The sequence below is a fragment of the Pseudomonas sp. A214 genome, from assembly GCF_900156295.1.
GTDB classification, from domain to species: domain Bacteria; phylum Pseudomonadota; class Gammaproteobacteria; order Pseudomonadales; family Pseudomonadaceae; genus Aquipseudomonas; species Aquipseudomonas rhizophila.
This window is the reverse complement of record NZ_LT707062.1, coordinates 1,190,051-1,212,917: the sequence shown is the minus strand read 5'-3', so window position 1 is coordinate 1,212,917 and position 22,867 is coordinate 1,190,051. Positions and strand designations below refer to the sequence as shown.

The 22,867-nt window shown below is 60.9% G+C and carries 22 protein-coding genes; 9 read left to right on the top strand and 13 right to left on the bottom strand.

From position 1 onward, the window contains the following. Positions 1–45 precede the first annotated feature (45 nt). From metF to BW979_RS05450, 5 genes are all read left to right on the top strand, one after another. Entirely contained in the window at positions 46–891 is an 846-nt protein-coding gene (gene metF / locus BW979_RS05470; RefSeq protein WP_047230426.1) for a methylenetetrahydrofolate reductase [NAD(P)H], read from the top strand. A gap of 83 nt (positions 892–974) precedes the next feature. Next, entirely contained in the window at positions 975–2,057 is a 1,083-nt protein-coding gene (locus BW979_RS05465) for a hypothetical protein (protein WP_047230427.1), read from the top strand. A gap of 55 nt (positions 2,058–2,112) precedes the next feature. Beyond that, positions 2,113–2,889 (top strand): substrate-binding periplasmic protein, encoded by a 777-nt coding sequence (locus BW979_RS05460; RefSeq protein WP_076383372.1) that lies wholly within the window; start codon positions 2,113–2,115, stop codon positions 2,887–2,889. A 266-nt stretch (positions 2,890–3,155) separates the two neighbouring features. Then, the gene (locus BW979_RS05455; protein ID WP_047230429.1) at positions 3,156–5,021 is read left to right on the top strand and encodes a DEAD/DEAH box helicase; all 1,866 of its coding nucleotides are present in this window, start codon (positions 3,156–3,158) and stop codon (positions 5,019–5,021) included. Positions 5,022–5,142: 121 nt separating this feature from the next. After that, entirely contained in the window at positions 5,143–6,168 is a 1,026-nt protein-coding gene (locus tag BW979_RS05450) for an IS110 family transposase (RefSeq protein WP_047230568.1), read from the top strand. A 462-nt stretch (positions 6,169–6,630) separates the two neighbouring features. Here the strand turns inward: BW979_RS05450 and BW979_RS05445 are convergent, their stop codons facing one another. Beyond that, positions 6,631–7,227: a YceI family protein gene (locus BW979_RS05445; RefSeq protein ID WP_047226959.1), complete on the bottom strand. Its 597-nt coding sequence runs from the start codon at positions 7,225–7,227 to the stop codon at positions 6,631–6,633. 32 nt (positions 7,228–7,259) lie between these two features. Next, positions 7,260–7,811 carry a cytochrome b gene (locus tag BW979_RS05440; protein ID WP_047226958.1) on the bottom strand — a complete coding sequence of 184 codons (552 nt, stop codon included), beginning with the start codon at positions 7,809–7,811 and terminating at the stop codon, positions 7,260–7,262. A 339-nt stretch (positions 7,812–8,150) separates the two neighbouring features. Between BW979_RS05440 and BW979_RS05435 the strand changes: the two genes are divergently transcribed. After that, complete coding sequence (locus tag BW979_RS05435; RefSeq protein WP_047226957.1) at positions 8,151–8,657, top strand: hypothetical protein; 507 nt, start codon at positions 8,151–8,153, stop codon at positions 8,655–8,657. Between the two features lie 570 nt (positions 8,658–9,227). On the opposite strand, the gene BW979_RS05430 is transcribed toward BW979_RS05435, so the two are convergent. Further along, positions 9,228–11,012, bottom strand: coding sequence for a flavin monoamine oxidase family protein (locus BW979_RS05430; protein ID WP_076383371.1), 1,785 nt, complete (start codon positions 11,010–11,012; stop codon positions 9,228–9,230). Positions 11,013–11,236: 224 nt separating this feature from the next. On the opposite strand from BW979_RS05430, the gene BW979_RS05425 reads away from it, so the two are divergent. Together BW979_RS05425 and BW979_RS05420 are read left to right on the top strand one after the other, a co-directional pair. After that, the gene (locus BW979_RS05425; RefSeq protein ID WP_076383370.1) at positions 11,237–12,643 is read left to right on the top strand and encodes an adenosylmethionine--8-amino-7-oxononanoate transaminase; all 1,407 of its coding nucleotides are present in this window, start codon (positions 11,237–11,239) and stop codon (positions 12,641–12,643) included. A gap of 200 nt (positions 12,644–12,843) precedes the next feature. Next, complete coding sequence (locus BW979_RS05420; RefSeq protein ID WP_076383369.1) at positions 12,844–13,563, top strand: 16S rRNA (uracil(1498)-N(3))-methyltransferase; 720 nt, start codon at positions 12,844–12,846, stop codon at positions 13,561–13,563. A 66-nt stretch (positions 13,564–13,629) separates the two neighbouring features. Here the strand turns inward: BW979_RS05420 and trhA are convergent, their stop codons facing one another. Next, positions 13,630–14,247, bottom strand: a complete 618-nt coding sequence (trhA, locus tag BW979_RS05415) for a PAQR family membrane homeostasis protein TrhA (RefSeq protein WP_047226953.1) — start codon at positions 14,245–14,247, stop codon at positions 13,630–13,632. A 220-nt stretch (positions 14,248–14,467) separates the two neighbouring features. Here trhA and BW979_RS05410 point away from each other — a divergent pair, with 220 nt between their 5' ends. After that, positions 14,468–15,382: a LysR family transcriptional regulator gene (locus BW979_RS05410; protein WP_076383368.1), complete on the top strand. Its 915-nt coding sequence runs from the start codon at positions 14,468–14,470 to the stop codon at positions 15,380–15,382. A gap of 118 nt (positions 15,383–15,500) precedes the next feature. Here BW979_RS05410 and madM read toward each other — a convergent pair whose 3' ends face one another. The 9 genes from madM to mdcA all read right to left on the bottom strand — a co-directional run bounded on the left by madM (position 15,501) and on the right by mdcA (position 22,754). Then, positions 15,501–16,265, bottom strand: coding sequence for a malonate transporter subunit MadM (gene madM / locus BW979_RS05405; RefSeq protein WP_076386537.1), 765 nt, complete (start codon positions 16,263–16,265; stop codon positions 15,501–15,503). Between the two features lie 5 nt (positions 16,266–16,270). Continuing rightward, complete coding sequence (gene madL / locus BW979_RS05400) at positions 16,271–16,663, bottom strand: malonate transporter subunit MadL (protein ID WP_047226951.1); 393 nt, start codon at positions 16,661–16,663, stop codon at positions 16,271–16,273. Positions 16,664–16,730: 67 nt separating this feature from the next. Beyond that, positions 16,731–17,651: a malonate decarboxylase subunit epsilon gene (mdcH, locus tag BW979_RS05395; protein WP_076383367.1), complete on the bottom strand. Its 921-nt coding sequence runs from the start codon at positions 17,649–17,651 to the stop codon at positions 16,731–16,733. Further along, positions 17,648–18,271 (bottom strand): malonate decarboxylase holo-ACP synthase, encoded by a 624-nt coding sequence (locus tag BW979_RS05390; RefSeq protein WP_076383366.1) that lies wholly within the window; start codon positions 18,269–18,271, stop codon positions 17,648–17,650. Before BW979_RS05390 ends, mdcH begins: the two co-directional genes overlap by 4 nt. Continuing rightward, entirely contained in the window at positions 18,265–19,068 is an 804-nt protein-coding gene (gene mdcE / locus BW979_RS05385) for a biotin-independent malonate decarboxylase subunit gamma (RefSeq protein WP_076383365.1), read from the bottom strand. The genes BW979_RS05390 and mdcE overlap by 7 nt, the downstream gene beginning before the upstream one ends. Next, positions 19,065–19,916: a biotin-independent malonate decarboxylase subunit beta gene (locus BW979_RS05380; RefSeq protein ID WP_047226947.1), complete on the bottom strand. Its 852-nt coding sequence runs from the start codon at positions 19,914–19,916 to the stop codon at positions 19,065–19,067. The genes mdcE and BW979_RS05380 overlap by 4 nt, the downstream gene beginning before the upstream one ends. Beyond that, the gene (locus BW979_RS05375) at positions 19,909–20,208 is read right to left on the bottom strand and encodes a malonate decarboxylase subunit delta (RefSeq protein ID WP_047226946.1); all 300 of its coding nucleotides are present in this window, start codon (positions 20,206–20,208) and stop codon (positions 19,909–19,911) included. The genes BW979_RS05380 and BW979_RS05375 overlap by 8 nt, the downstream gene beginning before the upstream one ends. Then, a complete protein-coding gene (locus tag BW979_RS05370) occupies positions 20,208–21,083 on the bottom strand; it encodes a triphosphoribosyl-dephospho-CoA synthase (RefSeq protein ID WP_047226945.1) in 876 nt (291 codons plus the stop codon). Before BW979_RS05370 ends, BW979_RS05375 begins: the two co-directional genes overlap by 1 nt. Further along, entirely contained in the window at positions 21,084–22,754 is a 1,671-nt protein-coding gene (gene mdcA, locus BW979_RS05365) for a malonate decarboxylase subunit alpha (protein ID WP_047226944.1), read from the bottom strand. Between the last annotated feature and the right edge of the window lie 113 nt (positions 22,755–22,867).

The following is a 22,867-nucleotide window of genomic DNA, read 5'->3' as shown; positions in this document are numbered from 1 at the left end:
GGATATGCAAGCCTCACCGGCCTACGAGTTTCCAAGGATATGACCATGTCCCAAGACCGTCGCTACAGCTTCGAGTTCTTCCCGACGAAGACCGATGCTGGGCATGAAAAACTGATCGCCACTGCCCGTCAGTTGGCGAGCTACAACCCCGACTTCTTCTCCTGCACCTATGGCGCTGGCGGTTCGACCCGTGACCGCACGATCAACACCGTGTTGCAGCTCGAAAGTGAAGTCAAAATCCCCGCCGCCCCGCACCTGTCCTGCGTGGGTGACAGCAAAGCCGATCTGCGCAGCCTGTTGAGCCAGTACAAGGCTGCCGGCATCACCCGTATCGTGGCCCTGCGCGGTGACCTGCCCTCGGGTATGGGCATGGCGAGCGGTGAACTGCGCCACGCCAACGACCTGGTTGAATTCATTCGTGAAGAAACCGGTGAGCACTTCCATATCGAAGTGGCGGCCTACCCAGAGATGCACCCCCAGGCACGCAATTTCGAAGACGACCTGCTCAACTTCGTACGCAAGGCCAACGCCGGCGCCAACAGCGCGATCACCCAGTACTTCTTCAACGCTGACAGCTACTTCTACTTTGTCGACCGCGTACGCAAGATGGGCGTCGACATTCCTGTCGTGCCGGGGATCATGCCGATCACCAACTACAGCAAACTCGCGCGTTTTTCCGACGCCTGCGGGGCAGAAATCCCACGCTGGATCCGCAAGCAGTTGGAAGCCTACGGCGACGACACATCCAGCATCCAAAGCTTCGGAGAGCAAGTCATCACACAAATGTGTGAACGTTTGTTACAGGGCGGGGCACCGGGGCTGCATTTCTATACCCTGAACCAGGCCGAGCCCAGCCTCGCAGTATGGAATAACCTCAAGCTGCCGCGTTAATGTCTTAATTGGGCGGTACAAAGAGGCCTTGGCGAAAAACCAAGGCCTTTTTTCTACCCGAAATATCTGGAGGGATGCAGTAGATGCCTATTGGTCAAAGGTTAACGACCCCACAACTCATTTATCTGGTCTACGGGGCCGAGACCTATCATCAAGAAGCCGTGTTCAGCATTGCCAGCGCCTTGGCCGGACTGCGCGAGAGCCCGGGTGAGGCATTGGACATCCAAGTATTTACCGACAATCCCATGCCCTACGCTGGACTCCCGGTGCGCGTACGCCACCTCGACAACGAAACCCGTCAGACCTGGATCGAGCCGCATGGCTATCACTTTCGCGCAAAGCATGTAGTCATGCAAAAGGTGCTTGAGGAAGTCGAGCTGGCACTGCTGATCGACACCGACACCTTCTTCCACTGCTCTCCTCTGGAGCTGTTTCGGCGCATTCAGCCCGGCACGTTGCTCTGCAACGCGGTAGATCTGAACTATGGCGCCAACAAGGATGCCGTACTTTACGTAACGCTGGCGCAAGCCCTGCAACGACGGCAACTGGCGGATGACAACATGCCGCAGTTGAACTCGGGCGTGATTGGTCTTCATTGGACCGACGCATCAGTTCTGGATCGCTCGATTGCCCTGATGGACGAGTTTTATCCCATGGCGAACGGAGCCTACACGCTGGAAGAGTTTTGCCTTTCGGTTGCGGCCTATCGTTCGGTACACGTGCGCGAATGTCCGGACCTGATTCACCATTACTGGAGCCGCAAACAGCTGTTCCGCGCCAAAACCAAGGCTTGGCTCGACAAACATCATGCCGCGCCCATGTGCCAATCGGCCCTGGATGAAACCCGACAAGTCACCGCGACGTTACCCCGACCGCCCACATTGCAACGTCTGGCTTATAAATTGATTACCGTGGCGTTACCCAGCCATAAACGGCAATTCATGCGCGAAATTCTCTACGGCTGCTACCGTCACACCAACCCGTTCGACCAGGCCTGCGCGCCGGTCTGGTGGGAAAAGGCCAGGGAGAACGTTGAAAATCGCCTGAAAGAGCCATTGAAAGACCATGAACTCAAACGATGGCTCAACCACCCACTGATTCGCTGGGTGCTGGGCGAGCGCCGCGAAGCCATCTATCGGCACCTAATGCAGGCAAAAGGCAATTAAGCCGCGGGCCAGAGGGCTCTAGCTATTTGATGAGCTCTCGTCGTAACCTCAGGCCATGCCCTTCATCACCCGGTTACTGACCACCTTTGTCCTCCTGTACCTGAGCATGGATGCCCGGGCCGAGAAGTTGCGCATTGTCACCGAACCCTGGGCGCCTTATGTCTACGAAGAGAACGGCCAGGTCCTGGGACTCGACTACGAAACCACCGCCATTGTGTTCAAGCGCCTGGGCATTGATGTGCAATGGCAACTGCTGCCGTGGAAACGTTGCCTGGCGATGCTTGAGCAGGGCCTGGCGGACGGTGCGCTGGACATTTTCCACAGCAACGAACGCGACGCCATGCTGCTTTACCCCAGCGAACCGCTCTCGGACGTGGAGTTCGTGATGTTCTACGCTAACGCCCGCCCCCATCCCTTTCGCACGCTCGATGACTTGGTCGGCCTGACCGTGGGCACCTCGCCCGGTTATCTGTACAGCCAGGCCTTCAGAGAATCGCCCCTGTTCAAACGTGAGACGGCACCCACCCATGAAGCCAACTTTGGCAAGTTGCAACTGGGCCGGATTGACCTGCTCATCACCGACCGCCGGGTGGGTCGGCACGTACTCAAGCAAATGCAACTGGGCGACCAGATCACCGAAAACCCCGTGGTTGTGAGCCGTCAAAGCCAATACCTGGCGGTGCGGCGCAACGCCGGGATGGATCTGCTGGTGCAGCGCTTCAGCGCCGAGCTCAAGCGCTTCAAGCGCGAACCGGCCTATGCCGAGCTGATCGCCCGCTATGGCGCCGTTCCGTCTGCCAGGACCGAACCGTCCAGCCCGGTGCAGCGTTGAAATAAACCGTTGAGCAGCAGGAAAGCGGCGCACGGCGTTTGCTCTGTTATACTCCGGCCTTCCCGCCAGGCTCACGCCCGGACGCCCGGTCTTGCAAAAGGCATCCCGACACCGCTACAGCGCAGCTTCCAGCCCGCGCGAGCCCTGTCCGGACCTGCCTTCCAGACTCGGCAGGACCGGACGGGATGACGTCTTTTTGTTGAACGTCATTCGCGCCCGGCAAGACTATCCCATTGGGCCAGGCCCTCACTAAAACAGGATTACTCATGTCCTTTGCTTCCCTCGGTCTCTCCGAGGCTTTAGTCCGCGCCATCGAGGCTGCCGGCTACACCCAGCCTACCCCGGTGCAACAGCGGGCCATCCCCGCCGTGTTGCAAGGTCGCGATCTGATGGTCGCGGCGCAGACAGGCACTGGTAAAACCGGTGGTTTTGCCCTCCCTATCCTGGAGCGGCTTTTCCCCAACGGTCACCCAGACAAATCCCAGCGTCACGGCCCGCGCCAACCGCGCGTCCTGGTCCTGACCCCTACCCGCGAACTGGCGGCCCAGGTACACGAGAGCTTCAAGATCTATGCTCGCGACCTGAAATTCGTCAGTGCCTGCATTTTCGGCGGCGTTGGCATGAACCCTCAGGTCCAGGCCATGGCCCGTGGCGTCGACGTGCTGGTGGCCTGTCCGGGTCGTTTGCTCGACCTGGCCGGCCAGGGCAGCGTCGATCTGTCCCACGTGGAAATCCTCGTGCTGGACGAAGCCGACCGCATGCTCGACATGGGCTTTGTCCATGACGTGAAGAAAGTGCTGGCCCGCCTGCCCGCCAAGCGTCAGAACCTGCTGTTCTCGGCGACGTTCTCCAAGGACATCACCGACCTGGCCGGCAAGCTGCTGCACAACCCGGAACGCATTGAAGTCACACCGCCAAACACCACGGTCGAGCGCATCGAACAACGTGTGTTCCGCCTGGCGGCCAGCCACAAGCGTGCCCTGTTGGCGCACCTGATTACCGCCGGCGCCTGGGAACAGGTCCTGGTGTTCACCCGCACCAAGCACGGCGCCAACCGTCTGGCCGAGTACCTGGACAAACATGGCCTGCCGGCCGTGGCGATCCACGGTAACAAGAGCCAGAACGCCCGCACCAAGGCCTTGGCCGACTTCAAGGCCGGCGAAGTGCGCATTCTGGTTGCCACCGACATCGCCGCTCGCGGTCTGGACATCGACCAGTTGCCCCACGTGGTCAACTTCGAGTTGCCGAACGTCGATGAAGACTACGTACACCGTATCGGCCGTACTGGCCGGGCCGGCCGTTCGGGCGAAGCGATCTCGCTGGTCGCGCCGGACGAAGAGAAACTGCTCAAAAGCATCGAGCGCATGACCAAGCAGAAAATCGCCGATGGCGACCTGATGGGCTTCGATGCCAGCACCATCGAGGCCGAGAAGCCTGAAGTGCGTGAACGTCCGGACGTGCGCAACCCACGCAATGCCCGTGGCCCTCGCGGTGACGGTCCAAATGGCGGCGGCGGTGGTGGTGGTGGCCGTAAAGACAAAGGCAAGGACAAGGGCAAGGAAAAATCGGCCAGCACCAGTCGCGGCGAACGCCCAGCTCGCGAGCACAAGCCTCGCGAAGGTACCCCGGCCCGTGAACAGCAACGCCCGGCACCACGTGCCGCTGCCGATCGCGCACCGGACGAGTTCCTGGACGACGATATCGATAACTTCGGCAACCGCGTCGATTACGTGCCGCAGCAGAAACCCGCCCAGGGTCGCGGACGTCGTCCTGGCGCACCGGCACAGGGCGCGGCGGGCGCAGGTGCTCCTCGTGGCCAATCCCAGGGGCGTCAGAACGGCCCGCGCAACAGCAACGGCTCGTCCACCGGCACCCCGCCGGCCAAGCGCAGCGGCCCGCGCAACGGCGCACCTCGTGACGGCCAGGCCCGCCGCGAAGACTCCCGCCCTCGCCGCCCGGCACGTGACGAGCAGCCTCGTCAGGAACCTGCCGTGCAAGCCCCTCGTGGTAACCAGCCGAAGATCATGCACAAGGAATCGAAGATCGATCGATTCCCGACGCCTGAACAGCTGGATCAACTGCCAAGCCGTCCACGGGGCGAGAAGCCGGCACTGCTGACCCGCAATCGCTGAGTTTCTCCAAGCCGTAAAAATGCCCCTGATCTCGCGATCAGGGGCATTAATGAGATGGTCACCCCCACACCCTGCGAGGGCTACGCTTTCGCAGGGTGTTTTGTTTTCGGAGGCCATCATTATGAGCGAGTCAGCGCTGATCGGGATCGATCTCGGTAAACACAGTTTCCACCTGCACGGCCAAGACAAATTGGGCCGAGAGGTGTTTCGCAAGAAGTTCTCGCGTCAACAGATGATGACGCTCTTCGGCAATCTGCCGGCCTGTACCGTGGTGATGGAAGCTTGTGCCGGGGCGCATTTCGTCGCTCGCCAGCTGATGGCCATGGGGCATGAAGCCAAACTGATTTCCCCGCAATTCGTCCGCCCCTTCGTCAAAGGCAACAAAAATGACTTCGTGGATGCCGAAGCCATTTGCGAGGCGGCTTCGCGTCCATCGATGCGCTTCGTTTCGCCTAAAACCGAGGCACAGCAGACGCTTTCCGTTCTGCATCGCCTGCGCGAGTCGCTGGTACGCGATCGCACCAAAACCGCCAATCAAATGCATGGTTTCCTACTGGAGTTCGGCATCAGCCTGCCCAAGGGCCTGGCGATCATGAAGCGGTTGGCGAGTATTTTGGCTGAGCATGAGTTGCCCGTTCGGTTGACAGTGCTGTTACAGCGCTTGCATGAGCATTTCTGTTATCTGGATGAACAGATCAAGGCGCTGGATAAAGAGCTGGCAAGCCAACTGGCCGACGATGATCTCGGCAGCCGCTTGCTGAGCTTGCCGTGTGTCGGGCCGATCACCGCCAGCCTGCTGGCTGTAGAGATGGGGGACGGCAGGCAGTACCGATGCAGCCGTGACTTCGCCGCCTCCGTGGGCTTGGTACCCAGGCAGTACAGCACCGGCGGCAGGGCTAATTTGCTGGGTATCAGCAAGCGCGGCGACAAGCACCTCAGGCAGTTGCTGGTTCAATGTGCTCGGGTCTATATGCAGAGGCTAGAACACCAGAAAGGGGCTCTGGCCGACTGGGTGCGCTCATTGCTTGGGCGACGACACTCGAACGTGGTGGCCTGCGCCCTGGCTAACAAGCTGGCGCGGATCGCGTGGGCGCTAGCGGCTCACCATACGCAATATGAAGCAGGGCCAGACGCGCTGAACGCCTGACCCTGCGGTTGTTGCAGTACCACGAATCACCCTTCAGGTTTTGCGATAGCTGAACAACGGATGACGTGAACGGCCCACCGGCCTGACGAAGAACCTGACATAAAAATCGGCTTCAGAAGCCGCGGCATTTTTCAGGATCGTCAGGCGCGACTCTCATCGTGGCGCGGGGCATGCCCTGGATCGACGCCGGATAGATTTAAGCAAGCCAACCACTTCACCCATTAATCAGTATTGCAAAAATGGGGGTGACCATAGATTTTTTTGAGTGACGCCGACTTCACCCTGTGGGAGCGAGCCTGCTCGCGATTGCGTCGGTTCAGCCAGTACAGAGGTTGACTGACCCATGGCAATCGCGAGCAGGCTCGCTCCCACAAGGGGTCATGTGCGGTTCACAAGATTCCATACGGCAATAAAAAACGCCCCTGATCCAAGATCAGGGGCGTTTTTTGTCAGGCGCGAATGTTATTTCGCTTTGACACCTTCAAACGAAACGTACAGCTCGACCACGTCGGACGTTGGGCCCAGGTCTTTCTGCTTGCCGAAATCGGAACGCTTGATGCTGGTGGTCCCTTCGAAGCCGGCACGGTAGCCGCCCCACGGGTCCTTGCCTTCACCCAGGAAGGTGGCTTTGACCACGACAGGCTTGGTCACGCCCAGCAGGGTCAGGTCACCAGCCACGTCGGCGGTTTCCTTGCCATCAGCGTTCTTGCCGGTGGATTTGACGCTGGTGGACACGAAGGTGGCCTTGGCAAATTTGCTCGCGTTCAGGAAGTCAGCACTGGCGATGTGCTTGTCGCGCTCGGCGTGGTTGGTGAACACGCTGGCGGTGTTCACGTTGAACTCGATCTTGCTGTCTTCAGGCTTGGCGGCGTCGAAGCTGAACTTGCCGTCGATGTCCTTGAAGGTACCGGTGATGTAGCTATAGCCCAGGTGGCTGATCTTGAAGTCGACGAAGGCGTGTTGGCCTTCCTTGTCGACCACGTAGTCGGCAGCCATGGCCTGACCGGCCGACAGCAGGGCAGAACCGATTGCCAGGGCGGCGAGCGTTTTTTTCAACATGCTTTCTATTCCTTTGGAGTCGAGGTTGAACATCAGGCTTGGCGTCCCAGCATGCGCTTGAGGGTCGCGTCACGATCGATAAAGTGGTGTTTCAATGCTGCCAACGCATGGAGGCCGGAGAAAATTACCAGCGCCCATGCCAGGTAGAAGTGAATCTGGCCGGCAACGTCTGCCTGATCGGGCAGTCCGGACACCAGCGCGGGTACTTCAAACAGACCAAACACCGGAATCCCGACACCGTCTGCGGTGGAAATCAGGTAACCGGCAATCATCACGGCGAACAACCCGAGATACAGTGCGCTATGGCCAAGCTTGGCGCCGACGCGGGTCAGGCGGCCATAGGTTGACAAGGTCGGTGGTGGCGGACTGACAACCCGCCAGATCACCCGCAGCAACATGACTGCCAGCAGCACCAAGCCAATGCTCTTGTGCAGGTCCGGCGCGTCTTTACGCCAAGTGCTGTAGTAATCCAAGCCGACCATCCACAGCCCCAGCGCGAACAGCCCGTACACCACCAGTGCAATGCCCCAGTGCAAAACGATGCTGACCCAGCCATAGCGAGAAGAAGAGTTGCGTAGCTGCATTGCTCATATCCTGTGAAAACTGCGACCAAGACTAGCGAGTTATCTATCGATTTAAAGCGGAAAATTTTGCTTTGAAATATCGAGAAATACGATCATCAGTCTGGAGGGGGTGGGTTAAGGAAAGATTAAAGGGGAAACGGCGGGTGATGGCGAGGCGATCAGGCAGCCTTTGGGGCCTGTATGGACCTCATCACGAGCAGGTTCGCTCCCACAGGGGACCGCACCGGAGCCGTCACCGCCGTCCAACTATTTGTTCCATTCAATATATATCTATCGCCATTTTCACTTTCACCCTTGATCAAATGAGCGCTCCACAACTCATTGAACAAGGTGAACAAAATGGCTGTTCGTTATACCCATTTTAAAGCTAACGGCTCGCCGCAATTACCCCCTAATCAAACGATGTCCCCGGGGCAATACCTAAAATCCAGTAATGGGCGGTTCCGATTGATATTGCAGGCCGATGGAAACTTGGTAATCAAGGACCGCGAGGCAATTATCTGGACCGCTGGTGATAAACAACCTCACAGCGTCACGTTGTATCCAAGGAGAATGCGTGAACCTCTACAATTCGTCGTCAGCAACAGCGGCTTTCTTTATGATCCGTCCAGACGGCGATTGTGGATCGCCGAAAGCACCCACAGTACTGATAAGTCACTTTGGTATAACACTTGTATGACCATGCAGGACGATGGAAACCTAGTCATTTTTGACATGCGAACAGGCAACCTCTGCTGGGCCCGCTTTGGCTTCGTTCCGGGACGTATGTCGAAGCCGAAGCGGGTCAGGATCCTGTTTGAGGACGTGCCAATTCATACGTGGTCATTTTCGTTACCCCCCCTCTAAAAATTCTCTTAGGTAATGTTACTTAATGGGGTACTCGGACCTGTGGATCCATATCGCATCTGTACGCCAATTGAGGGTCGTATTTTTAAGCGTCATACGACCGTCAGTAAAGCCTCTACTGGCGAGCATTATAAAGAACATCAAAGCTTCTATCGGTTTCATGGTCGCTCCAGTTTACGAGCCTGAAACTTGAAGAATTAGTTTACCGAACACTCAGGCTTATATGGATCGATGGAGCATTTGTGTGCTAACTGCGGATCTCTTTTTGGAATCATCGGAATTGTCAAAGGATCCCGGCATTCGCCATACACACATCCATATATCGAAACCAATACAACCACTGCCATTAGTATTTTCATACGCGCTCCTGTTTTTCGAGGAGCCTAGACTTATGGCTTGGTAAGCGCTATAGCCTGCTTCTGGTTAAAGGGTGGGAAGTTTCCGATATATCGCCAAGGCGTGTAGGACGTAGCGCTTATTAAGCGACGCCGGGCTTTGAGTGGCGCCGCCGGTACGCTTGATACTGGATAAAAAACGCGGCCCTTGAGCCGCGTTCTTTCCACCTGATCGTTACTGAGCCTTGGTTTCAGTAGTCGTCGTCGGTTTGACTGCCGGCTTCTTCGCCGGCGGGGCCTTTTTCACCGGAGCCTTGGCCGGGGCCTTTTTCACCGGAGCCTTGGCCGGGGCTTTTTTGGCCGGGGTCTTGGCGGCTGGTTTTTTCACCGCTGGTTTGGTGGTTGCTTTCTTGGCGGGCTCAACTTTCGCCGGGGCTGGCGCGGATGGTGCCACCGGTGCGGGCGCTGGGGCGGGTGCCGGCACTGGAGCAGGCGCTACCGGCTCCGGAGCCTTGACCGGCTCCGGCTTCTTGTCGTCATCCGAGCCACCAAACAGGTTGGAGAAAAAATTACCCTTCTTCGCCGCCACCGCACCGGCAGCTGCTGCCGCTGCCACCGGCACGACCTTGGCCGGTTCAAACGATTTGCCCGCCGCCAGGTCTTCAACCTGGCTGGCTGCCCGCTGACCGCTACGCAACGCGCCCTCCAGGGTGCCCGGATACAAGGTATCGGTGTGTTCGCCGGCAAAGGCTACGCGCTGCAACGGCATTTCCCACAGGCGCCAGTACTTGCTGATCTGGCCCGGTCCGAAGGCCAGGTACGCGCCGCCCATGGACGGGTCGGTGCTGTAGCGGCGAATTTCATAACCGGTGAAAGCACCCCGGGCCTGCGGGTAAAACGCGTGCAAGCGAATCAGCACCTGATCGGCCATCTGCTTGTCACCAAAGGCCTGCATCACCCGGGCGTTGTCGCCGGACAGATTGATGACCACATTGGCGCCGCCCTTCATGGCCGGCTCGATCCACATCATGCCCAGACCGGTGTTGCTGTAGATCTCACCCGACATGCGCGCCTTGCTGTCCCAGACCGGGGTCTTGAACTTGAGCATGATCTGGTCGCGCCAGCCGTAGTTGGTGCCCTTGATCGCGCCCTGATGCCGGGCGTCCAGGGCCGGGGTCAGCTGGATTTTGTTCAGGGCTCGCAACGGCACCGCCAGCACTACGTAGTCAGCTTGATAGCCGACGCTGCCAACCTTGACGGTAACGCCGTCCTTGTCCTGGGAGATGGCCGAGACGGGCGAGCTGGTCTTGATGGTTTTCAGTTGCTTGACGAAAGCCTGGGCCAACACAGGGCTGCCACCCAGCAGGCGCGCGGCGCGCAGGTCACGGTCGGACACACCACGGTAGACCCGGGTTTGCTGGGCAAAATACAGCAACGACAGTCGCGACGGCTCGTCATAGCGGGTGCGGATCTGCTGGTTCACCAACTGCCGCGCGGTGGTCGGCAATTGCAGACGGTCGAGCCAGTTGGAGACACTGATCTGGTCCAGTGCGTGCAACGTGTTGTTGGCCGACGGGTTCTGTGGGTCTTCAATGGAACGGGCCAGGTCGTCCAGGGTGGTTTCGTAACGTTTGAGGGCCTCAGCCGTGGCCGGTTGCTTGGTCGCCAGGTCAGCGGCGGTGAGGTAGGTGCCGTCGATCAAATAGCTGGGGGTGCGCACGAACTCCGGGGCCGGTGTGGTGCTCAACTTGAAGGTCGAGATGTACTTGTTCAGTACCGGCTGAGTTTTTTCGTTGCCGATCCATTCACTGGTGGCCATGCCCGAACGACCGCCCAGGCTTGGCTTGGCTTCCAGCAGGGTTACCTGCCAGCCTTTGTTCTGCAGCTCGTAGGCCGCCGTGAGCCCCGCCAGGCCGCCGCCGATGACGATCACCGTCGGTTGCTTGTCCTTGGCCAGCGCACACACGCTGAACAGCCCTATCACCACCAGCGCACAGGCGCGCAGCCAACCAGCAGACATTCAGCGAACTCCGGAATAAAACGCAGGAACGATCAGTTTTTCGAGCCAGACGGCTCAGAGAACGGCGAAGAATACGTCAGCCACCCCAGCGCCGCCAGCGGCGTCTATCGCCTTACTCAAGGTAGCAGGAATGACACAATGGGTTGTCCCCGGGGCTGCCATTGCATAGGCTTGCCCGATTGTTTTGCCCGCGCCCGCCGCGAGCCGCCTCGAGGAGACTGTATATGGGCCTGAATAACCAGTGGATGCAACGCGATCTCGCGGTGCTATGGCATCCCTGCACCCAGATGAAAGACCACGAAAAGCTGCCGCTGATCCCGATCAAGCGCGGTGAAGGCGTGTGGCTGGAAGACTTCGAAGGCAAGCGCTACCTCGATGCCGTCAGTTCCTGGTGGGTCAACGTGTTCGGCCATGCCAACCCGCGGATCAACCAGCGCATCAAGGACCAGGTCGATCAACTGGAGCATGTGATCCTCGCCGGCTTCAGTCACCAGCCGGTGATCGAACTGTCCGAGCGCCTGGTGAAGATGACGCCTGAAGGCCTGACCCGGTGTTTCTACGCCGATAACGGCTCGTCCTGCATCGAAGTGGCGATGAAGATGAGCTTTCACTACTGGATCAATCGTGGCCAGCCGGCCAAGAAGCGCTTCGTCACCCTGAGCAACAGCTACCACGGCGAAACCATCGCCGCGATGTCGGTGGGCGACGTGCCGCTGTTCACCGAAACCTACAAGGCGTTGCTGCTGGACACGATCAAAGTGCCGAGCCCCGATTGCTACCTCCGCCCCGAAGGCATGAGCTGGGAAGAGCATTCGCGCAATCTGTTCGCGGCCATGGAACAGACCTTGGCCGAACACCACGACACCGTGGCCGCCGTAATCGTCGAGCCGCTGATCCAGGGCGCCGGTGGCATGCGCATGTATCACCCGGTGTACCTGAAACTGCTGCGCGAGGCTTGCGACCGCTATGGCGTGCACCTGATCCACGACGAAATCGCCGTCGGCTTCGGCCGCACCGGCACGATGTTCGCCTGTGAACAGGCCGGTATCACCCCGGACTTCCTTTGTTTGTCCAAGGCCCTGACCGGCGGCTACCTGCCGCTGGCGGCGTGCGTGACGACCGATGAGGTCTACAGCGCGTTCTACGACGACTACCCGACCCTGCGCGCCTTCCTGCATTCCCACAGCTACACGGGCAACCCGTTGGCCTGCGCAGCGGCCCTGGCGACGCTGGATATCTTCGAAGAAGACAACGTCATCGAAAACAACAAGGCCCTCGCCCAACGCATGGCAAGCGCCACCGCGCACCTGGCCGATCACCCGAACGTGGCCGAAGTGCGCCAGACCGGCATGGTCCTGGCCATCGAGATGGTCAAGGACAAGGCGAGCAAGACCGCTTACCCATGGCAGGAACGTCGCGGTCTGACGGTGTTCCAGCATGCTCTGGAGCGCGGCGCATTGCTGCGGCCGCTGGGCAGCGTGGTGTATTTCCTGCCGCCGTATGTCATCACCCCCGAGCAAATCGACTTCCTGGCTGAAGTGGCCAGCGAGGGCATCGACATCGCCACCCGGGACAAGGTCAGCGTGGCGGTGCCGAAGGATTTTCATCCCGGTTTCCGTGATCCGGGTTAAACCCCGGTGTTCTTGTTGGAATACTGTTGTGGCGAGGGGATTTATCCCCGCTGGGCTGCGCAGCAGCCCTAAAACCGGACACTCCGATACTTCAGGCAAATCGCGTTGTAAGCATTTGGGGTTGCTTCGCAGCCCAGCGGGGCGGTGCGACGTTTCGCTAAATCCCCTCGCCACAGGTTTAACTTTTTCAGAGATTCGAAATGAGACTGTCCCGCTTCTTCATCGACGCCCCCCTCAGCCTCGGCGCTCACGAACTGCCCGAAGCCCAGGCCCACTACATCGGTCGGGTGCTGCGCATGGCCGAGGGCGATGCGGTGCAGGTGTTCGACGGCTCTGGCCAGGAGTTTCGCGGCACCCTGGCCGAAGTCGGCAAAAAACGCGTGCTTGTGCAGTTGAACGAACAATTCGCCGGGCAGGTTGAATCGCCCTTGCGCATCCACCTCGGTCAGGGCCTGTCCCGGGGCGAGCGCATGGACTGGGCGATCCAGAAAGCTACCGAACTGGGCGTCAACGAGATCACGCCGATTTTCAGCGAGCGCTGCGAAGTGCGCCTCAAGGACGAACGCGCCGACAAACGCCTGCTGCACTGGCGCCAGGTGGCGATCAGCGCTTGCGAGCAGTGCGGGCGCTCCACCGTGCCGGTGATCCACCCGCCGCTGCTACTGGCCGACTGGCTGAAGCAAACCGACGCCGAACTGAAACTGGTGCTGCACCCGGTGGCCGAGCCGCTGGTCAGCCATGCCAGACCGTCGAGCCTGGCCTTCCTGATCGGCCCCGAGGGCGGTTTGTCGGATGCCGAAGTTGAACAGGCCAAGACCGCCGGCTACCACGCCGCCCGCCTCGGCCCGCGCGTGCTGCGCACTGAAACCGCACCGGTGGTGGCACTGGCCGTGGCACAGCAGCTGTGGGGGGATTTCTAAAGTCGAATGAAGAAGCCGTGTGGGAGCGAGCCTGCTCCCTCCCACAGGACCAGCGGTGGTTATGAGCTAGAGCACATAGAACAAGATCGCCACAAAATGCAGCAAACTGCCGGCGATCACGAACAGATGCCAGATGCCATGGGCGTGCCGCAACCGATGGTCCAGCGCGAAAAAGACAATGCCGACGGTGTACAACACACCACCCGAAGCCAGCCAGGCAAAGCCGGCGCTGCCCAAGGCGGCCAATAACGGTTTGACCGCCACCAGCACGATCCAGCCCATCACCGCGTAGATCACGATCGACAGGATTCGTGCTTCAGAGCGCGGCTTGATCTCCTGCAAGATCCCGATCAGCGCCAGCCCCCAGACAATCCCGAACAAGGTCCAGCCCCACGGCCCGCGCAGGGTGACCAGGCAGAACGGCGTATAGCTGCCGGCGATCAGCAGATAGATCGAAAAGTGATCGACCTTCTGCATGATTGCTTTCTTGCGCCCGCGCACACTGTGGTAAACCGTCGAAGCGCTGTACAGCACCAGCAAGGTGAAACCGTAGATCGCCACGCTGACGATTTTCCACGCATCGCCCGTCATCCCGGCAATTACCAGCAACCACACCGCCCCGATAAAAGCCGCCACCGCCCCGACCAGGTGGGTCCAGGCGTTGAGTCGCTCTCCGTGATACATCCAGTCCCACCTCACATTCCAAAACAGACGCCAAGGCTCAGGCTTGGCGCTACAAAGTGCAATGTTTAGCTCTCTGTGGGAGCAAGGCTTGCCCGCGATGAAGATAACGCGGTGCCTCAGGAGCCTAGTCGCCTGCATCGCGAGCAAGCTTTGCTCCCACAGATCAACATCCTCCTACCGATTGGGGCACAATCGGGCGATACGAATAAGAGTCCACCCCATGCTGATCGACGAAGAATTGACCCTGAAAAAACTCGAGGTGTTCCTGGCGTTCATGCGCACCGGCAATCTTGCGCGGGCGGCGGCCGAGTTGCAGACCAGCAACGTCAGCGTACACCGGGCCATTCACTCGTTGGAAAGCGCCTTGCGTTGCCCGTTGTTCAAGCACGAGGGCCGCAACCTCACCCCCCTGGAAAGCGCTTACGTGCTGGAAGAACGCACACAGAAGCTGATTCAGGACGTGATCGAAAGCGTGCGCCTGACCCGTGAAGCCGCCGGGTTTTCCGCGGAGCGGTTCAAGCTCGGCTCGCTGTATTCACTGACGGTCAAGACCGTGCCGCAGTTGATCATGGGCCTGAAGATCCGCCGCAGCGAACTGAACATCGACCTGATCCTGGGCTCGAACATCGACCTGCTGTACAAGCTCAAGAACATGGAGGTGGACGCCATCCTGATCTCCCTGGACGACAGCGTGAACGACCCTGACTGCGAGCATATCGAGCTGTTTTCAGACGACATTTTTCTCGCCACGCCAGCCGATTCCGCCTTCGCCCAACGCAGTGAAGTGGACCTGGCCGAAGTGTGCAACGAGACCTTCATCACCCTCACCCAGGGCTTCGCCACCCATCAGGATGGTAATCGAGTGTTCAAGCAGGCGGGGTTCGAGCCGAAGGTGGCGATGCAGGTCAACGACATCTTCACCCTGCTGAGCATGGTCAGCTCCGGGGTCGGTTATGCCTTGCTGCCGGGACGGATTGCGGCGGTGTATGAAAACCGGGTGAAACTGATCCCGTTGCAGGAAAAGTATCGGCTGCAGCAGCACATCGGCGTGGTATTCCTGAAGGCCAAGGAGCGCGATCCGAATTTGCTGGCGTTGCTGGCGGAGTGCCGGATGTATGCCAATCGCCAGACTTGAGACCCAGTCACCTTCATCGCGAGCAGCCTCGCTCCCACACAGGATGGTGAACACCGATCCAATGTGGGAGCGAGCCTGCTCGCGATGAGGACAGCCCGCTCAGCGAAAATTCAAAGCCTTAGCCCAACAACCCCCGCATGATCAGATACAACAGCGAAGGCCCGAGCAAGCACCCGAGCGCCGTGTAGAACGCCGCCGTCAGGCAACCATACGGCACCAGTTTCGGATCGGTGGCCGCCAGGCCGCCGGCCACGCCGCTGGAAGTGCCCATCAACCCGCCAAAGATCACCGCACTGCGCGGATTGTTAAGGCCAATAAAGGGTGCCACGAACGGCGTCGCCACCATCACCAGGATCGCCTTGATCAAACCGGCGGCGATGGACAGCGCCATCACCTCGGAACTGGCACCGATCGCCGCGCCAGTGACCGGCCCGACGATGTAGGTCACCGCTCCGGCGCCGATGGTGGTCAGGCTCACCGCGTCGGTGTAACCGAAGGCCATCGCCACTCCGACACCGGCGATGAACGAGGTGGCCACCCCGACGAACAACGCCAGCACCCCGACGAAACCAGCGCGCTTGAGCTCCTCGACACTCACCCCAAACGCCGTGGCGACAATGGCGAAGTCACGCAGCATGGCGCCGCCCAGCAGGCCGATGCCCGAGAGCAGCGGAATGTCTACTACACCCTTCTGCCCGCCGGTCATCGCACCGCCGATGTACGACAGCACCAACCCCAGGAGAATCGCGATGGCCGAACCGTGCAGGCGGCCCTTGGTGAACGTGTCGCTGATCCAGTACGACACCCACATGGTGATGCCGACAATCGCAAAGCCACTGAGCAGACCGTAGCCGGTGATCACTTTCATCATTGATTCGTACATGGCAATCACCCGACTGTCTTGGCGGAAACATCGGTTTCAGGCCCTTTGTTGCCGATGCGCACCAGCACCGGCACCATCGCAAAGGCAATCACCACCGCCAGGGTCCCAGCCAGAATCGCCATTGGCCCGCCCTTGAGCGCGCCATAGACGTTTTGCTGGGCCGCCATCGCGACCACGATAGGAATGTAGATCGCACTCCAGAATTCCACGCCGGCTTCGGATTTGCCCTTGAACAGGCCGCGTTTGCTCAGGTAACTGCCCAGGCCGATCAACAGCAGCATCGCAATGCCGACACCGCCGACGTTGGCCGGCACGCCGATCAGTTTGCCCAGCAGCTCACCGATGAAAATACCCGCCAGGGTACAAAAGGCCAAAAACGCCACACCGTAAATAATCATTGTTGTAGTCCTCAAAGTGCATCGTCGAAGTTGTTGTTTTTGTGCTTCGCCAGCTTGAGTCGGTGGTTTAGGGTCGGCGGCGTCCCTCCTCTCTGAGCAGCGTCTGCAAGGTGTCCAGGCGCGCACCGTCGAAGGCAATGACGGTGCCCTGCTCGAACACCCGACGCGCCAGTCCCGTCAAAACCGCACCGGGTGGCAGTTCGATCTGTAACCGCACGCCTCGCTCGTAGGCGCTTTGCACGGTGCCGCGCCAATCCACCACGCGGCACATGTTGAAGGCCAGGTCCTCACGCAAGGCGTCGGTGTTCACCACGGGCCGGGCACGACTGCCGCTCAGATAACCCAAAGCGGGCGCTTTCAACGACACGTCGGCAAACACCTGGGCCAACGCCCGGGCCGGGACCTCCAGCAACGGGCAGTGGGACGGTACGCTCACCGCCAGCCGACACGCTTTCGCGGCGCCCTGGCGGCGTGCTCTCTCGGCAACGCTGGCCATGGCCTCGTCACTGCCAGCGATGACCACCTGGTTATCGGCATTGATGTTGGCCAGGTAAACCGGCGTCATGGCGCTGTGTACCTGCGCGAGCAACGCCTCCACTGTCGCCAGATCAAGGCCGATGATCGCCGTCATGCCGTAGCCTCGCGGATACGCCTGCTGCATCAGTTCGCCACGCAGGCTGACCAGGCGCAATGCATCATCGAACCCCAGCGCACCAGCCACCACCGCCGCCGGGTACGCGCCGATGGACAGGCCCGCGACGTAATCCGGCACAGGTGCCTGTTCCAACAATTGCCGGGCCGCCGCGACACCGGCGATCAACAGACACAGTTGTACGGCTCGGGTCGATTGCAACGCCTCGGTGCTGTCCAGCTGTCGTACGTTTTCGCCCAGCACTTCACAGGCCAGTTCCAGCAGTTGCGGCGACACGCCCTGGAGCATGCCCGCTCGCTGCGCACCCTGGCCGGGGAATACCAAAAGGCTGCTCACGCCACTTGCTCCAGCGCCGGTTGCCATGGATCGGTCACCAGACGCGCCTGAAGATTATCCTTGAGCAATACCCGCCGCGCCGAGCCGGCCCACTCGCGCAGGGCGACGGCGCCGAAGGGGGTTTGCAGTTGCATGTCCACGGCGCACGTCGAACCGTCCAGTTGTGCCAACAAATCCCTGGCCTGGATACGATCCAGCGGATCCGGTGTGCGCAGGATCAAGTCCAGATCGCTGCGTGCATGCAGCGCCTGGATGCCACTGGCCAGTTCAAATCCGGCGCTGCCGCTGACGCCCCAGATCCAGCCGCTGGCATCCAGCATCGGCCGCACTTGAGCGAGCGCCTGCAACGCCGGCAATTCACGGCGCAATGCGACATGGCAAAGGTCCTCCGGGCGCACCCGGCGCTGGATCGCCGCCACCGGCATCGACGTGGCGTAACGCTGTTCCCGCGAGACGCCTCGCACGCCCACGGCAATTTGTCCCGGCGCGGTGATCGCTCGCCGCACCACCACCGGCTGCTCAAGGCTCAAGGACTCAATGACCCACGCCGGCGCATCCGCAGGCAACGCCTGTGGAGTCATTCCCCATAGCAGGTCGTGGGCCAGGAAGGTGCTCACCACTGCGCTCTCAACAATTGGCGAACGGTGCTGGAAGCCGCACGATGCGTCGCCCCGAGACGGCTGCTCAGGTCCCGAGGCGCACCTGCCACTTCGTTGATCGCCTGTTGCAGACAATCCCTGACCCGTGCCAGATCCGCCGCGTTTGGCTGTTCGATCTGCTCCACCGACAGGGTTTCCCAGAGCAAACCGAGGCTGGAGAAACTGTCGATGTCGTAGGCCATCGGCGGCACGCTGGCGGCCAGGGCTTCAAGCTCTTCGACGCTGCGCAGGGTTACCCGCGCCGCCGAGGCCTTGCCCATGGCGTGGACCATCACGCCCGGATCACGCAAGGCGATCAGCCGGTTGGCCTGATAACCGTGGGCCAGGAACGCCCCGGACATCGCCTTGCCCACCAGCAAACCAATCACCGGATGCCCGGCCAGCCGCGCTCGGGCATAACTGTCTGCGGCACCGGCCAGGGCCTGATGAATGCCGAGGGCTTCTTCGCGACGACCATAGGCCTGGCTCGGCACATCGACGATGGCAATCAGCGCGCGCTTGCTGGACGCATCACGGTCGGCGTCAATAGCCTCATCCACGGCCTTGGCCAAGCCCCAGCCTTCCAGCAAACCGACTTCGCCGTTGCGGGCACGAGGGAAACGGCTATCGGGATCGGCCACGACGGCCAACAGCCGCACGTTCTGCTCGCCCAGCGTGACGTCGGCCACTTTCAGAGAAGCGGGCAATCCTGCCAACGGCGTGGCGCCGTCGCTCAGAGCCTCGAACCAGCGCAAGCCTCTCAACGAATACGAATTCATGGGCGTTCTCCCTGATACAGCTGGCGAACCGCGGCCGGTTCGATTTGCACTTCAGTGTCCAGTCGGGCCAAACGTTGCAGGAACACTTCGGCCTGACCGCTGCGGTGCTCGGCGGGTACACCCAACTGCAACAACTGGCTGACTTGCTCGCGGATCTGCGCCACGTCATCAGCCACATAGCGGTCCACCAACCCGGTGGCGAAGCGTTGCTCACCGCCGGTCAGGCTCCAGATGAACGGCCGATCACGCGAGTCGTACTCGTCGATCCCGGCTTCCTGCTCGATCACTTGCGGACCGTTCAGGCCCAGTCGCGCTTCCTGGGTCACCAGCAGATAGCTGCACAGCCCGGCGGCGATGGACATGCCGCCAAAACAACCGACGCTGCCGGCCACCACACCGATAACGGGCTGGTACTGGCGCAAGTCGACAATCGCCGAATGAATCTCGGCAATCGCCGCCAGCCCCAGATTGGCCTCTTGCAGACGCACGCCGCCGGTTTCCAGCAGCAACACGGCGCGGGTCGGGATGCCCTTGCGGTTGTCTTCAGCGGCCAGCTCCAGCGCGCCGGCGATCTTCGCCCCGCCGACTTCGCCAAGGCTGCCGCCCTGGAACGCGCCTTCGATGGCCGCGATCACCACCGGCAGGCCATCCAGCAAACCCTTGGCGATCACCACACCGTCGTCGCTTTGCGGCACCACGCCCTGGCGCAGCAGCCACGGCGACATGACTCGCTGGAAGGGGTCGAGCAGTTCACGGAACGAACCGTTATCCAGCAAGGCCTTGGCCCGTTGCCGGGCACCCAGCTCGACGAAGCTGTGTTTATTGAGCAACGCGGCGCTGTCAGTCATGGCCGATCTCCTCGAAGCCCTGTTCCAGGCGCAAACGCACCACCCCGGGGGTGGCGCCGAAATCGTGGATGTCGATCGCCAGGGCCGGCGGCATCTGGCCGTCGAACATGCGGGCGAACAGGTGTTGCCAGCGTTGTTCACTGCCGTTGACCGAGGTCTGCACCTGAATGGTCAACTTGCCCGCCAGGCCCGGCTCGATCAGCACTTCCAGGTCGCCCGAGCCGACACAGCCCACCAGCGCCCGGCCCCGTGGCGGCTGCCCGGCGGGAAATTCAAAGGATAAGGTTTGCATCAGCACACTCCTGGGAAGAGGCCATCGCCGCGCTCGATACGGTCGAGGAACAGGCAGGCGGCGAGCAAGTCAGCAGCGCCGCCGGGCGAGGCGTTCATGGCAATCAGTTGTTGGTCCAGCGCATGCAACTGGCGACGACCGCCCAGGCTGGCACTGCCACCGGCGTCGAGCACCGCTCTGGCACCGTGCTGCATGGCCTGCAAACCCGGCTCACCGGCGCGGTAGAGCACGCAGGTGTCGGCCAACGTCGTCATGATCGCCAACAAGGCATCGAGCCGGGCGTTCTGTTCTCCCGCCCCCGCCGCGCGACTGCGCTTGAGTTGTGGCAGGCCCAGGCCGGTGACGGCCGGGAACGCCAGTTGCGCTTCTTCCCGGGCACCGCGCACGCCGTAGCGTTGGGCCACTTGAGCGCCATGGCTGAAAGGTTTGGGGGCGTAGCGATCGTTAAGCAAGGCCAGGCGGGCGGCACGTAAAGTGACGGCGCTGGCGACGCTGGATTCAGGTTCCAGCGCGGCCGCAGCTACCAACAACCCCAACGCCCAGATCGCGCCGCGGTGGGTGTTCACACCATCGGTGGTAGCGAGCATCGCCGCTTCCCCCTCACGGCCGATCCGCCCAAGGGCTTCGCGCAACGGCAGGCCGATCTCGCCGCATTCAAGGGCGGCGTCGGCCATTTCCTTGAATGCCGGCCACAGCGACAGCGCCGAAGCGTGCATCAGCCCCAAGTGCAGATCAGTGTGGGCGCCATTGCCGCGCCGATCCACCAGGGCCGGTTTGGGTGACAGGTCGGCTTCGTCGATCAGCGCGTCCACGGCCATATCCGCCAAGCGCTCGGCCAAGGACAATTTTTTCGGTTGCAGGTTGAAGGCGTGCATTTACCAACTCCTGAACTTGGCGGGCGGGTTGTAGAGACCACCGGACCACTCCACCAGATCGGCCACGCTCTTGGCGGCGAGCAACTCGCGGGTGGCATCGGTGCGACGAATGCCGAGGTCTTCAGGCAGGGCAATCAAGCCTTCGCGGCGCATACGGGCAGTGTCTTTCGGGTTATGGCGCAAACCGATGGCAGTGACCCCGGCCACGGCCGCGATCATTGCCTGACGCTCTTCCAGCGAGCGGGCCTTGTACAGGTAGGCGATGCCTTCTTCGGTGAGCAAATGGGTGACGTCGTCGCCGTAGATCATGATCGGTGCCAGGGGCATGCCGGCTTTTTTCGCCACCTCCACCGCGTCGAGGGTTTCGACGAAGGTGGGTTTGCCGCCCTCCTGGAAGGTCTCGACCATCTGCACCACCAGTTTCTTGCCGCGCTCAAGCAGCGGCGCCTCACCATCGCCGTGGCGCATGTCGAGCCAGGCCGGCGTGCCGTGACGGCGCCCCCGCGGGTCGTGGCCCATGTTCGGCGCACCGCCGAAACCGGCCAGTCGGCCACGGGTCACCGTCGAAGAATGTCCGTCACCGTCCACCTGCAAAGTGGCGCCGATGAACAGGTCCACCGCGTATTGCCCGGCCAGTTGGCAGACCATGCGGTTGGAGCGCAGCGAGCCGTCATGACCGGTGAAGAACACGTCCGGCCGCGCGGCGATGTAGTTTTCCATGCCCAGTTCGGTGCCAAAGCAATGCACGCTTTCGACCCAGCCGCTTTCGATGGCCGGAATCAGGGTTGGATGAGGATTGAGGGTCCAGTTACGGCAGATCTTGCCCTTCAGGCCGAGGGACTCGCCGTAGGTCGGCAGGATCAGCTCGATGGCGGCGGTGTTGAACCCGATGCCGTGATTGAGGGACTGGACGTTGTGTTTTTCGTAGATCCCACGGATGGCCATCATCGCCATCAACACATGCACCGGCTTGATATGGCGCGGGTCGCGAGTGAACAACGGTTCGATGTAGAACGGCTTGTCGGCCACCACCACGAAATCGACCCAGGACGCCGGGATATCAACCCGTGGCAGGTCGCTGACATCGTCCACCAATTGGTTGACCTGGACGATGACGATGCCATCGCTGAAGGCCGCCGGCTCGATCAGCGCGGGGGTATCTTCGGTGCTGGGGCCGGTGTAGATATTGCCGGCACGGTCGGCCATGAACCCGGCCGAGAGCACCACGTTGGGAATCAGGTCCACCACCAACCGGGCATAGAGCTCGATGTAGGTGTGGATCGCGCCGACTTCCAGCAGACCGTCTTCGAGCAACTGGCTGATGCGCAGGCTCTGGGTGCCGGCGAAGGAAAAATCCAGCTTGCGGGCAATGCCGCGTTCGAACAGGTCCAGGTGTTCGGAGCGACCGACGCTGGGCATGATCATGTGCAGGTCGTGCAGCTTCGCCGGGTCGACTTTGGCCAGAGAGCGTGACAGGAAATCCGCCTGCTTCTGGTTATTGCCTTCCAGCACCACGCGATCGCCCGGAAGGATCAACGCCTCCAGCGCCGCGACGATCTTGTCGGTGGGCAACACCACACCGTCGGCAAGCCCCTTCACCAGCTCGAGACGCCGCTGCTTTTCGCAACGCCGCCGCGTCCAGCGCGAGTCGGGGGATATTGTTGTTGTCATGACCACTCCACGGGTTCGCTGTCGTGGGGGTCACATTAGGAGTGTTGTGGCGCGGGCATCAATCAAGCTAAGTGGCGAACTATTACGGTTAGGGTAATGGTCTGCGCATAGGG

Coding starts and splice junctions, on each gene's coding strand:
- metF (WP_047230426.1), top strand. CDS start 46: ATGTCCCAAGACCGTCGCTACAGCTTCGAGTTCTTCCCGACGAAGACC.
- BW979_RS05465 (WP_047230427.1), top strand. CDS start 975: ATGCCTATTGGTCAAAGGTTAACGACCCCACAACTCATTTATCTGGTC.
- BW979_RS05460 (WP_076383372.1), top strand. CDS start 2,113: ATGCCCTTCATCACCCGGTTACTGACCACCTTTGTCCTCCTGTACCTG.
- BW979_RS05455 (WP_047230429.1), top strand. CDS start 3,156: ATGTCCTTTGCTTCCCTCGGTCTCTCCGAGGCTTTAGTCCGCGCCATC.
- BW979_RS05450 (WP_047230568.1), top strand. CDS start 5,143: ATGAGCGAGTCAGCGCTGATCGGGATCGATCTCGGTAAACACAGTTTC.
- BW979_RS05445 (WP_047226959.1), bottom strand. CDS start 7,227: ATGTTGAAAAAAACGCTCGCCGCCCTGGCAATCGGTTCTGCCCTGCTG.
- BW979_RS05440 (WP_047226958.1), bottom strand. CDS start 7,811: ATGCAGCTACGCAACTCTTCTTCTCGCTATGGCTGGGTCAGCATCGTT.
- BW979_RS05435 (WP_047226957.1), top strand. CDS start 8,151: ATGGCTGTTCGTTATACCCATTTTAAAGCTAACGGCTCGCCGCAATTA.
- BW979_RS05430 (WP_076383371.1), bottom strand. CDS start 11,012: ATGTCTGCTGGTTGGCTGCGCGCCTGTGCGCTGGTGGTGATAGGGCTG.
- BW979_RS05425 (WP_076383370.1), top strand. CDS start 11,237: ATGGGCCTGAATAACCAGTGGATGCAACGCGATCTCGCGGTGCTATGG.
- BW979_RS05420 (WP_076383369.1), top strand. CDS start 12,844: ATGAGACTGTCCCGCTTCTTCATCGACGCCCCCCTCAGCCTCGGCGCT.
- trhA (WP_047226953.1), bottom strand. CDS start 14,247: ATGTATCACGGAGAGCGACTCAACGCCTGGACCCACCTGGTCGGGGCG.
- BW979_RS05410 (WP_076383368.1), top strand. CDS start 14,468: ATGCTGATCGACGAAGAATTGACCCTGAAAAAACTCGAGGTGTTCCTG.
- madM (WP_076386537.1), bottom strand. CDS start 16,265: ATGTACGAATCAATGATGAAAGTGATCACCGGCTACGGTCTGCTCAGT.
- madL (WP_047226951.1), bottom strand. CDS start 16,663: ATGATTATTTACGGTGTGGCGTTTTTGGCCTTTTGTACCCTGGCGGGT.
- mdcE (WP_076383365.1), bottom strand. CDS start 19,068: ATGAATTCGTATTCGTTGAGAGGCTTGCGCTGGTTCGAGGCTCTGAGC.
- BW979_RS05380 (WP_047226947.1), bottom strand. CDS start 19,916: ATGACTGACAGCGCCGCGTTGCTCAATAAACACAGCTTCGTCGAGCTG.
- BW979_RS05375 (WP_047226946.1), bottom strand. CDS start 20,208: ATGCAAACCTTATCCTTTGAATTTCCCGCCGGGCAGCCGCCACGGGGC.
- BW979_RS05370 (WP_047226945.1), bottom strand. CDS start 21,083: ATGCACGCCTTCAACCTGCAACCGAAAAAATTGTCCTTGGCCGAGCGC.
- mdcA (WP_047226944.1), bottom strand. CDS start 22,754: ATGACAACAACAATATCCCCCGACTCGCGCTGGACGCGGCGGCGTTGC.